Source organism: Paraburkholderia piptadeniae (assembly GCF_900007165.1).
GTDB lineage: Bacteria > Pseudomonadota > Gammaproteobacteria > Burkholderiales > Burkholderiaceae > Paraburkholderia > Paraburkholderia piptadeniae.
Map to the genome: position 1 here is coordinate 249,486 of NZ_CYGY02000024.1, position 11,695 is coordinate 261,180.

8 protein-coding genes are annotated in these 11,695 nt (G+C 64.5%); all 8 read left to right on the top strand.

What is annotated here, in order from left to right; translation table 11 throughout:
* The first annotated feature begins 193 nt into the window (after window positions 1-193).
* The 8 genes from BN2476_RS12910 to BN2476_RS12945 all read left to right on the top strand — a co-directional run bounded on the left by BN2476_RS12910 (window position 194) and on the right by BN2476_RS12945 (window position 11,682).
* Window positions 194-3,112, top strand: coding sequence for a DUF4118 domain-containing protein (locus BN2476_RS12910; RefSeq protein ID WP_087734548.1), 2,919 nt, complete (start codon window positions 194-196; stop codon window positions 3,110-3,112).
* A complete protein-coding gene (kdpE, locus tag BN2476_RS12915; protein ID WP_087734549.1) occupies window positions 3,109-3,807 on the top strand; it encodes a two-component system response regulator KdpE in 699 nt (232 codons plus the stop codon). Before BN2476_RS12910 ends, kdpE begins: the two co-directional genes overlap by 4 nt.
* Window positions 3,808-3,871: 64 nt before the next feature.
* On the top strand, window positions 3,872-4,255 hold the full coding sequence (locus BN2476_RS12920; RefSeq protein WP_087734550.1) for a DMT family transporter: 384 nt from the start codon (window positions 3,872-3,874) through the stop codon (window positions 4,253-4,255).
* A 294-nt stretch (window positions 4,256-4,549) separates the two neighbouring features.
* Complete coding sequence (locus tag BN2476_RS12925) at window positions 4,550-5,161, top strand: DUF4126 domain-containing protein (protein WP_087734551.1); 612 nt, start codon at window positions 4,550-4,552, stop codon at window positions 5,159-5,161.
* A gap of 116 nt (window positions 5,162-5,277) precedes the next feature.
* Window positions 5,278-7,767, top strand: coding sequence for an ABC transporter permease (locus BN2476_RS12930; protein ID WP_087734552.1), 2,490 nt, complete (start codon window positions 5,278-5,280; stop codon window positions 7,765-7,767).
* Between the two features lie 76 nt (window positions 7,768-7,843).
* The gene (locus tag BN2476_RS12935) at window positions 7,844-8,281 is read left to right on the top strand and encodes a group II truncated hemoglobin (protein WP_087734553.1); all 438 of its coding nucleotides are present in this window, start codon (window positions 7,844-7,846) and stop codon (window positions 8,279-8,281) included.
* A 782-nt stretch (window positions 8,282-9,063) separates the two neighbouring features.
* Window positions 9,064-10,233 carry a tyrosine-type recombinase/integrase gene (locus tag BN2476_RS12940; RefSeq protein ID WP_087734554.1) on the top strand — a complete coding sequence of 390 codons (1,170 nt, stop codon included), beginning with the start codon at window positions 9,064-9,066 and terminating at the stop codon, window positions 10,231-10,233.
* Window positions 10,234-10,269: 36 nt separating this feature from the next.
* On the top strand, window positions 10,270-11,682 hold the full coding sequence (locus BN2476_RS12945) for a site-specific integrase (protein WP_087734555.1): 1,413 nt from the start codon (window positions 10,270-10,272) through the stop codon (window positions 11,680-11,682).
* The last annotated feature ends 13 nt before the right edge of the window (window positions 11,683-11,695 follow it).

Genomic DNA, 11,695 nt, shown 5'->3' on the forward strand with positions numbered 1-11,695 from the left:
AGCCCGCTTTCTTTGCTTACTTTCTTTGCGGCGGCAAAGAAAGTGAGTGCCGCCCCGCACAGGGGCAACGCCCGCGCCGCGAGGCGCAATCGCGGATGCCAGCGGCACGCTAAGACAACCACGACAAAAAGGCCGTCGCAGACACGAATAAAACCTGTCACCATACCCGCACGGAAGTGCAAACAGATACACCATGCCCCGCCCCGACCCGGACGAACTCCTCGACAAACTCCAGCGCGAAGAAGAAAAACGCCAGCGCGGCAAGCTGAAGATTTTCTTCGGCGCGTCGGCGGGCGTCGGCAAGACCTATGCAATGCTGCTCGCCGCGCGCCGCCGCAAGGAAGAGGGCGTCGATGTCGTCGTCGGCATCGCGGAGACACATGGCCGCGGCGAAACAGCGGCGCTGCTCGAAGGCCTCGAAGTCCTGCCGCTCGCCCGCATCGAATATCGCAACAGGCTGCTAGCCGAGTTCGATCTCGATGCCGCGCTCGATCGCAAGCCGCAACTGATCCTCGTCGACGAGCTCGCGCATTCGAATGTGCAGGGCGCGCGCCACGCGAAGCGCTGGCAGGACGTGTACGAACTGATCGACGCGGGCATCGACGTCTATACGACGGTCAACGTCCAGCACCTCGAAAGCCTCAACGACGTGGTCGGCCAGATCACGGGCATCCGCGTGTGGGAGACCGTGCCCGACCGCGTGTTCGATCGTGCGGACGAAGTGACGCTCGTCGACTTGCCCGCCGAAGAACTGCTCGACCGCATGCGCGACGGCAAGGTCTACATGCCGCAGCAGGCCGAGCGCGCGGTGCGCAATTTTTTTCGCAAGGGCAATCTGATCGCGCTGCGCGAACTGGCGCTGCGGCGCACGGCGGATCGCGTCGATGCGCAGATGCGCGAGTACCGCGCGGACCGTTCGATCCAGCGCATCTGGCAGGCGCGCGAACGTCTGCTGGTGTGCGTCGGGCCCGGCCCCGAAGCGCCGCTGCTGGTGCGCGCGGCGGCGCGTCTCGCGGCGAGCCTGAAGGCCGACTGGATCGCCGCCTATGTCGAGACGCCGAAGCTGCAGCGTCTACCGGATGCGCACCGCAAGCGCACGCTCGACGCGCTCAAGCTCGCCGCCGAACTCGGTGCGGAAACGGCGACGCTCGCGGGCGCGGACGCCGTCTCGACGCTGATCGGCTATGCGCGCGTGCGCAACGTGTCGAAGCTGGTCGCGGGCGGCTCGGCGGCGATGGGCTTCGCACGCTGGCTGCGCCGGCCGTTCGGCGAACGCCTCGCGGAACGCGCAAGCGATCTCGACCTCACGCTGATCCGCGCGAGCAGTGATGAAACTGGACCGGCGCAGGGACCGACACGCGACCGCCGCGCCGACGCAGAAGTGCGCGCATGGCGCGAAGCGTTGAGCGTCGCGCGCGATCGCCATTCGCCGCCGCGCAGCTACGCATGGGCGCTCGCGATCTGCGCGGGCGTGACGCTGGTCGCGAGCCAGCTGATCGACCGCATCGATCTCGCGAACCTCGTGATGCTGTATCTGCTCGGCGTGATCTTCACGGCGGTGAAGCTCGGCCGCGGGCCGGGCGTGATGCTGTCGTTCCTCTCCGTCGCGGCGTTCGATTTCTTCTTCGTGCCGCCGCGCATGTCGTTCTCCGTCAGCGACACGCAATACCTGCTGACGTTCTTCGGCATGCTGCTGACCTCGCTCGTGATCGGCCATCTGACGTCGACGTTGCGGCGCGAAGCGAGCGTCGCGCGCCGACGCGAGCAGCGCACGAGCGCGATGTACGCGATGGCGCGCGAACTGGCGGCCGCGCTGACGACGGAGCAGATCGTCGGCATCGGCAGCCGGCACGTGAGCGAGGTGTTCCGCGCGCGCGTCGCGGTGCTCTTGCCCGATAGCGCCGATCAGGTGAAGCAGAAGATCGACGATCCCGACGTGAACATCATGCTCGATGCCGCTTCCCTCGATGTCGACGTGGGCCAGTGGGTCTACGACCAGCAGAAGCCGGCGGGCCACGGCACCGATACGCTGCCTGCCGCGAAGGCGCTCTATCTGCCGCTGCGCGCGCCGATGCGCACGCGCGGCGTGCTCGCCGTCTCGACGCAGGACGAACGCGAACTCGACGTTCCCGAGCAGCAGCGCATGCTCGACGCGTTTGCCGCGCAGATCGCGCTGGCGCTGGAGCGCGTGCATTACGTCGATATCGCGCGCGATGCGCTCGTCAACATGGAGTCCGAGCGGTTGCGCAATTCGCTGCTCTCGGCGATTTCACACGATCTGCGCACGCCGCTCACGGCCATCGTCGGCTTTTCGTCGATGCTCGCCGCGCAGCGCGACGCGCACGCGGAGGGCGCGAATGCCGCGCAAGGCGAGCTCGTCGACGCGATCCACGAAGAAGCGCTGCGCATGACGGGCATCGTCACGAACCTGCTCGACATGGCGCGTCTGCAGGCGGGCAGCCTGAAGCTGAACCGGCAATGGTCGCTGCTCGAAGAGACGGTCGGCTCTGCGCTGCGCGACTGCAAGCGCACGCTCGCGCGGCATCCCGTGCAGGTCGCGCTGCCCGCCGATCTGCCGCTGCTGCAACTCGACGCCGTGCTGGTGGAGCGCCTCTTCGCGAACCTGTTCGAAAACGCGGCGAAGTATGTGCCGCCCGATACGCCGCTCGTGATCGGCGCGCAGCGCATCGACGAGAACGGCAAGCCGTTCGTGCGCGTGAGCGTCGACGATATGGGCCCCGGTCTGCCGCACGGCATGGAAACGCGCATCTTCGAGAAATTCACGCGCGGCGAGAAGGAATCCGCGAAGCCAGGCATCGGCCTTGGGCTCGCGATCTGCCGCGCGATCGCCGAGGCGCATGGGGGTAGAATCGGCGCGGCCAACCGCGTCGCCGCCGATGGACGCATCGAGGGCGCGCGCTTCTGGTTCACGCTGCCCGTCGAGACGCCGCCGCCCGGGCCCGACGATGCCGCATCCGCGCTGCCAGAGCCAGCTGATGCGGCCGAATCTGCCGATGCCGCGCCTGGAGCAACGCCCGCGCCCGACACGCAAAAAGCGCCGGACCCGCATAATCGACGACAAGCCGACACGCATCCGCATACCCATTCATGAGTGACCTGAGCATCACCGTCGTACTGATCGAGGACGAGCAGCAGATCCGCCGCTTCGTGCGCGCGTCGCTGGAAGGCGAGGGCATCGTCGTGTACGACGCGCCGACGGGCAAGCAGGGGCTGATCGAAGCGGCCACGCGCAAGCCCGATCTCGTCATCGTCGACCTCGGCCTGCCCGACACCGACGGCCTCGACGTGATCCGCGAACTGCGCGGCTGGAGCGAATTGCCCGTGATCGTGCTGTCGGCGCGCACCCAGGAAAGCGAGAAGGTGGCCGCGCTCGACGCGGGCGCCGACGACTATCTGACCAAGCCGTTCGGCGTCTCCGAACTGCTCGCGCGGATTCGCGCGCATCTGCGCCGGCGCAACCAGGGCGGCGCGAACGAAACGCCGCAGGTGCATTTTGGCGGCGTGATCGTCGATCTCGCGCTGCGCCAGGTCTCGCGCGACGGCGAGCCCGTGCATCTGACGCCGCTCGAATACCGGCTGCTCGCGACGCTCGTGCGCCACGCGGGCCGCGTGCTCACGCACCGGCAACTGCTGCGCGACGTGTGGGGGCCGTCGCATGTCGAAAGTCATCACTATCTGCGCATCTACATGGCGCATCTGCGGCAGAAGCTCGAACGCGATCCCGCGCAGCCCGAGCACATCGTGACGGAGACGGGCGTCGGCTACCGGCTCGTCGGCGTCGTCTGAGGCGGCTGCATCGCCATATCCGCCGGCGTATGGCAAACGGCGAAATGGTGCCTGTCTTGATATAATGCCGCCCGGCAGGGACGACCTTGCTGCATCCGCTTTCAACGGGGACGGCCCCACTCACACTGGGAGTTCGATACTTCTCTTTATCGCCGGTCTGCTGGAAGTCGCGTGGGCGGCCGGTCTCAAGTCATCCGAAGGTTTCACCCGTTTCTGGCCGTCGGTGTTCACCGTCGTGACGGCGCTCGGCAGCTTCGCGCTGCTCGCGATGGCCATGCGCCAGTTGCCGCTCGGCACTGCCTACGCCGTCTGGACGGGCATCGGCGCCGTCGGCGCGTTCATTTTCGGCATCGTGATGATGGGCGAGGCCGTCACGGCCGCGCGCGTCGGCAGCGCGGTGCTGATCGTCGTCGGGCTGATCGGGCTCAAGCTGTCGTCGGGGCACTGAGCGCGCCCGTCGTTCGGCGTGGCGGCCGGTCATCGGCCTGCGCCCGACTGTCGTCTGCCCGGCATCTGCACACCCGCTCAAAAAAATGCCGCAAACGTGCCACAAATGCCTGCATAGCCCGTGCGGCCGTCGAATTGACGTGGCTATAATGGGACGGAAATCATCCTGAAATTGCTCCGCGCGGCCTTGATGCGCGGATCCGGCGGCTTCGGCACGGCGGAGCCTCCTGGCTTCCCGGTCCCGAGCGCAGGCTGCCGGAACTGACGGCACGCGACGCGCGCCTCGGAGGCGGCCATGCTTGAACCTCTTTCGCTTGCGGCGGGCCTGTCGTGGGGCAGCGGCTTGCGTCTGTACCTGACCGTGCTGATCGCGGGCGTCTTCGGACGCGCTGGCATCATCCATCTGCCCGATACGCTGTCCGTGCTCCAGTCGCCGTGGGTGATCGGCGCCGCGGCGATATTGACCCTCGCTGAATTTCTCGCCGACAAGATTCCCGCGTTCGATTCTCTGTGGGACGCGATCCACACGTTCATCCGCATTCCGGCGGGCGCCGTGCTGGCCGTCGGCGCGCTCGGTCACGCCGATCCGTCGCTGATGACGATCGCCGCGCTGGCGGGCGGCACGCTCGCGGGCGCGTCGCATCTGACGAAGGCGGGCACGCGCGCGCTGATCAATCTGTCGCCGGAGCCGGTGTCGAACGTCGTCACGTCGGCGGCCGAGGACGGGCTCGTGTTCGGCGGCCTGTTGCTCGCGCTGTTCGTTCCCGTGCTGTTCCTCGTGCTGCTCGTGGGCTTTCTGGTGCTCGCGAGCTGGGCGCTGCCGCGTCTGTGGCGCGGCGTGCAGGGCGGCTTTCGCGGCATGGCGACGCACATGGTGTCGCGACTCGCGAGGAGCCGACACGATTGAGCGAAGCCGAACGCGTCACCACCCAGGCTCCCCCCGAGCTCCCGCCTGAACACCCCAAGCGGCCCGCATCCGCGCACCGGCTGTCGCTTGGCCATCTGCTGCACCAGTCGCTACGCATGACGGCGCGCGACTGGCGCGCGGGCGAGCTGACGATGCTGCTGTTCGCGCTGGTGCTGGCCGTCGCGGCGCTGTCGAGCGTCGGCTTTCTCGCGGACCGTCTGCATCAAGGTCTCGAACGTGACGCGCGGCGCATGATCGCCGCCGATTTCGTCGTGCGCGCCGATCATCCCGTCGATGGGCAATTCGCGCAGCAGGCCAGGACGCTCGGCCTCGAAACGGCGACGACGGCGATTTTCCCCAGCATGGTCAACTCGACGGCGGCGCAGCCCGTTTCGCGGCTCGCGGCGGTGAAGGCCGTGTCGCCGGGCTATCCGCTGCGCGGCGGGTTGCGGATCGCGCTCTCGCCAGGCGCGCCCGACCGCGAAGTGCGCGGCATTCCGCCGCCCGGCGACGTGTGGGTCGATCAGCAATTGCTCGACGCGCTGAAGGTGCATATCGGCGACAAGGTCAAGGTGGGCGGGCGCGACTTCACGATCGGCGCGCTGATCACGCGCGAACTGGACCGCGGCTTCGCGTTCGTCAATTTTTCACCGCGTCTGATGATGCGTGCCGACGATCTCGCGTCGACGGGACTGCTCGGCTACGGCAGCCGCGTCACGTACCGGCTCCTGGTGGCGGGCGGCGACAAGCCCGTTGCGTCGTTTGCGACGTGGGCGCACGAGCGCGTCGACGACGGCAAGATGCGCGGCGTCGCGCTGGAGTCGCTGCGGGACGGCCAGCCGCAGGTGCGCGAGACGCTCGATCGCGCGAGCCACTTTCTCACGCTCGTATCGCTGCTGACGGCGCTGCTCGCCGCCGTCGCGATTGCGATGGCCGCGCATCGCTACATGCGGCGGCATCTCGACAGCTGCGCGGCGATGCGCTGCCTCGGCGCGAGCCAGCGGACCTTGCGCGCGCTGTTCGTGTTCGAATTCGCCGGGCTCGGTTTGCTCGGCGGCATGGCGGGCGTCGTGCTCGGCTTCGGCGGGCATCTCGCGCTCTTCTGGTGGCTCGGCAGCCTGATCGACGTGACGCTGCCGTATCCGACCATCTGGCCCGCGCTCGAAGGCATCGCGGCCGGTCTCGTGCTGCTGATCGGCTTTGCGCTGCCGCCGCTTCTGCCGCTCACGCATGTGCCGCCCGTGCGCGTGCTGCGCCGCGAGTGGGGCGAAGAAGGGCGCACCGCGTGGGCCGCGTACGCACTCGGCATCGCGCTGTTCGCGGGCTTGCTGATTCTCGCGGCGGGCGAGCTGAAGCTCGGCGGCATCGTTGCGGGCGGCTTCGCGGGCGGGCTCCTGGTGTTCGCGCTGATCGCGCGCGTCGCGTTGTGGAGCCTGTCGCGCATCGTGCGCAGCGAGCGCTTTCATATCGGCGTCGGCTGGCGCTATGCGCTCGCGTCGCTGGAGCGGCGCGCGAACGCGAGCGCGCTGCAGATCACGGCGCTCGCGATCGGCCTGATGTGCCTGCTGCTGATCGCGATGACGCGCAACGACCTGATCGAAGGCTGGCATCGCTCGACGCCGCCCGACGCGCCGAACGAGTTCATCATCGACATCCAGCCCGACCAGCGCGATACCGTCACGCAATATCTGGGCGCGCACGGCTTTGCGGGCATCGAGCTTGCGCCGATGGTGCGCGGCCGGCTGGTCGCGATCGACGACAAGCCCGTCAACCCGAACGACTACAAGAGCGAGGACGCGCGGCGTCTCGTCGATCGCGAGTTCAACCTGTCGTACACGACGCAGTTGCCCGACGACAACCGGATCGTGTCGGGCGAGTGGTACGGCAATGCGGCGAAGCCGCAGATCTCGATCGAGCAGGGACTCGCGAAGCTGCTCAACGTGAAGGTCGGCGATACGATGCGCTTCGACGTGACGGGCCTGCAGATCGAGGCGCCCGTGACGAGCGTGCGCAAGCTCGACTGGGGTTCGTTCAAGGTCAACTTTTTCGTGGTGATGCCGCCCGCCGCGTTGAAGGACTATCCCGCGACGTTCATCACGAGCTTCCATGTGCCGCCCGAGCAGCACAGGGTGATCGACGGGCTGATCGGCCAGTATCCGAACCTCACCGCGATCGATACGGCGCCGATCCTCGCGCAGGTGCAGCGCGTGATCGGCCAGGTGATCGGCGCGGTGCAGTTCCTGTTCGCGTTCACGCTGGTCGCGGGCGTGCTCGTGCTGTACGCGGCGCTGGCGGGCACGCGCGACGAGCGTATGCGAGAATCGGCGCTCTTGCGCGCGCTCGGCGCATCGCACCGGCAGGTGCGGGCGGTGCAGATCGCGGAGTTCGTCGTGGTCGGCGCGCTGTCGGGGCTGATGGCCGCGCTCGGTTCGCAGCTGATCGGTTTCATTCTCGCGACGCGTGTGTTCGATTTCACCATCGAATTCAATCCGTGGCTGCCGCCGACGGGCATCGCGGCGGGCGTCGCGTGCGCGGCCGTCGGCGGCTGGATCAGCTTGCGTCACGTGCTGATGCGGCCCGCGCTGCAATCGCTGCGCGACGCGTGAGAAACGCGCGTCCTTTGATGCATCGGCGCGAATGCGCGATGCCTTTTGTGTTCCTCTTGAATGTGTAGTTGCCCGTATGACTGATCCGATTGACGAAGCCCCGTCGCAGCCGACGGCCTTCGAACTCGTGGGCGGCGAGGCGCGCGTGCGCGAACTCGTCGACCGCTTCTACGACTTGATGGACCTCGAAGCCGATTTCGCCGGCATTCGCAAGCTGCATCCGCCGACGCTCGAAGGCTCGCGCGACAAGCTCTTCTGGTTTCTGTGCGGCTGGCTCGGCGGCCCTGATCACTACATCAGCCGCTTCGGCCATCCGCGTCTGCGCGCGCGGCATCTGCCGTTCCAGATCGCATCGAGCGAGCGCGACCAGTGGCTGCGCTGCATGGCGTGGGCGATGGAAGACGTCGGCCTGCCCGAGCCACTGCGCGAGCGTCTCTTGCATTCGTTCTTCGATACGGCCGACTGGATGGTCAACCACAATCCGTTAGTTAAAAGGGTCGAGCAGATCAAATAGCCAGCGATAGTAATGGGCCAATCGTCGGTTCGGGCTGTTACATTTCTAAATGTAACAAGCCCCGCCGCGGCCCGCGAAGTTACATAATTAACAATTTGCTTTCGGTGACCAGCCGTGCCTAGGCAATCCACGGGGGGGTGCCCGGCCGCCAAAAAAATCCGCAGGTCTAACAACACATCGCCCATGCCGTGCCACGAGTCCAACGATCGAGCTTGCGATAAGCCCGCGTGAGATGGTCGTCGACGATGGCCGGTTGAAGCTTCGTGCCCTGTCGTGCAGTGACGTCTGCGGAGCGTCGCAGAACACCACGAAATACCTTGTCGCGTGAGGTCCAAGTGGGTCGAGATCTTGCGCCCGTCTAAGCTGTGACTTTGGCTACAGCGTTGACAACAAACTCGCCGCTCACCGATCGGAGTTGCAGAAACATGCAATTGGCGAGGCCGCGGACGGGCCTTGCAGGCAAGGCCCAAACTAAGACGAAAACAGCACAGTCGATCCAAGACAGAAACCGGGGCCAGGAATCATTTTCCTTGCATCGCCGGTAGTCTCGACTACATTGTCGGAGTGGAAGCGGGCAACGGCTGCGAACCAAGAGCCCGGCTGCGGAACTCTGGACGACGAGACTATCTGCTCTGGCTACCTCGCCGCTGCAGCATGTGGCGAGAACGGCCGGGGCCCTGCGAACATTGAGCATCGTCCGTCAATGTCAGGCTGAGATTGCGCCATATTGGTCGCGCGGACCGCATGCGTGTCAAGTATAGCTACGTCACGGATCCGAGATCGTGAGACTGGTCTTTACTACGAAGGACTTCATTTACGCGGGACGTCCCCGTCCGGGATTTCCACTGATACTGGGCGATGACATGAGGCCAGCGCAGCCGTTTCATGACCATCTGCGCTGGCGCCTGTTGGACCAAGGCAAAGTACTTGACCTCAAGACGTGGGAAAACTACGGGCGACACTTGTGGGACTTTGCCAGATTTCTTCATGCTAATGAGTTCGCGTGGAACTTGCCGTTTCGCTCCGAAGGCGAGAGCGTTGTGCGCGTCTATCGCGATTGGCTGGCTCAAGACTTGAAGCTGGACTCGGGGACCATCAACCGCAGGCTGGCAACCGTCATGGGAATGTACCGGTGGGCGAGGGATTGTCAGATGCTGCAGCAATTGCCTTTCACCTACTCGAAGGCCAAGCCTCACTGGTATGAAGATGATATCGCTGATGTGACAGATGACAGTCCAATGGAGGGACGGCCGACCCTACTACTGGACGAATGGGAAAAGGAACCGGTGTTCCTCACGGCTGACCAAATTAGAGCGGCGCGCGCAGCGATCCGAGCTACGCCACAACGTTTGCTGTTTGACCTGATGGCGCGTGTCGGCTTGCGGTCTGTTGAAGCGCGCACTTTCCCGCTAGCGTATGTATTTGACACACTTACGCGGCCCGATCTAACGCGCGGCACGCTTATTGAAGTGTCACTCGATCCGCATGACATGGAAACCAAGTTCGATAAGCGTCGGACGGTACACGTCCCGTATAGTTTGATGGAGGAAATGCATGCGTACGCTCAGTTCGAGCGAAACCGCGACGTCGTGCCGGACAGCGACCCGAAGACGCTCCTCCTGACGGTGACCGGGAAGGCATATCAGAAGGGGTCGGCGCACAAGGTTATGGCGGATTTGGGGCGCAAGGTTGGCTTTCCGATCCGTCCATTGATGCTGCGCCACAGTTACGCCATCCATACGTTGCTGCTTCTCCGGGCGCATCCCGAAATCGACTTGGAGCCGCTTATGTACGTGCGTGACAGACTGGGACATGCAAACGTGCAGACGACTATGGTGTACCTCCGGCAGATCGAGCGGCTAATGGGCGCAGAGGTGCTCGCGATGATGGATGAATTCGATCGTCTCTATGACGTAAGCGAATTGTTGCGAACAGCGCGTAACCGGAGCTAGTGGTTTTCCTGTTCCGCGTCGGCCGGTAGACGACACATGGCAAGGACGAAATGCTATCAGGTGAGTGCGGCGCGTAAGGAGCAACTCTGCCTCGCGGAAGCAAGCGTTGAAGCCGTGGCGCATAGTGCGAAAGCAGACGGTGCGCGTATCGACATCGGTGCGTTGCTGGGCCCGGGGGCACGGTTCACGAACAGCGTAAGGAATATCGACTACAGCGGCTGGCTGAATCGTGGAATAGATCCCTGGGTTTGGTCGGCATTGGGCAGTTTCCGGTCTTTGTTGTGCTCGGGAGCGCGTGAAATCAGTTCCGTGGTTAGTTATGCGTACGCGTTTCAGCATTTCTTGACCTTTCTCACAGAAGGTCAGAACACTCCGCGCGTGGCGACGCCTGCAGACCTTGCACCTTCGGACGTCGACGCGTTTGTCGAATGGATTCGATTGCGTGCACAGCAAGGTGGATTGGATCCTGAAACGACGCGGTCTAGGTTCAAAGCAGTCAAGTCCGTTCTGCAGGAAATGTTTGCGCAGGGGTACATCGCTGGGGAGTCGACGCGATTCTTCAAGAGCAAGACTTTTCCACGAGGGACGGGCGAAAGTCGGTGTACGGGCCTCAGTGACGCTGAACAGGGTCGTCTGGCCACTGCAATCAAGACAGACCTCGTTGCGGTCCACCATGGACGACTAAGCCTGAATCAGGGGCAGGTGCAGGCGCTGAGATTGTTGTTGGTCGCGCACCGGCAAGGAAGCAACGTTACACCACTGTTGGAAATGCGACGTGACGCCATGGGTCCGGGGTTGCTCCCCGGCACCATTCGCATCTGCACGGCCAAATTCCGCAGTCGGCACCGCAGATCCAGCCACCGCAGATCCAGCGTCGGCCGGGCGGAATCCGTAAAAAGTGAGTTGAGAACCGACCCAATGGGCCTTGCCTCTGACGAATTGGTCTTCGGACTGGCCGAGGGTGCCGTGATACAGCAGGCCATCAGTTTAACTGAGGATCTGGTCAGCGAGGCACCAATTGCATACAAAAACCGGGTTTGGCTTTACCGTACCCCGAAACAGCAGAAGGGGATTGTCACGTGCCTCACAAGACAAACGATGCTCGAAGCCATCTGGGCGTTGGTTGATCGTCATGGCCTGACCGGCGACGACGGGCGGCCAATGAGATTGAATTTGAGTCGTCTCCGCAAGGCCTATTTCGATCGAGCGTTGCGTTACGCAGACGGGAATCTGGCAAAGACAGCTAATCTGATGGGCAACACCCCGCGCGTAGCTGCATTCAACTATCCGTCGATGAACGAGGCCCGGAAAGTTGATGCGGCAGTGTTCATGAACGAGGATTACCTCGATCTCATGCGTGATGCGGGAGGTACATCCGATACGCAGAGGTGGCTCCGGAAATTCGGACAGTTCATTGAGTGGAAAAGCTGGGGCGTGAGTCGGTCATAATGGCCGGCGACAA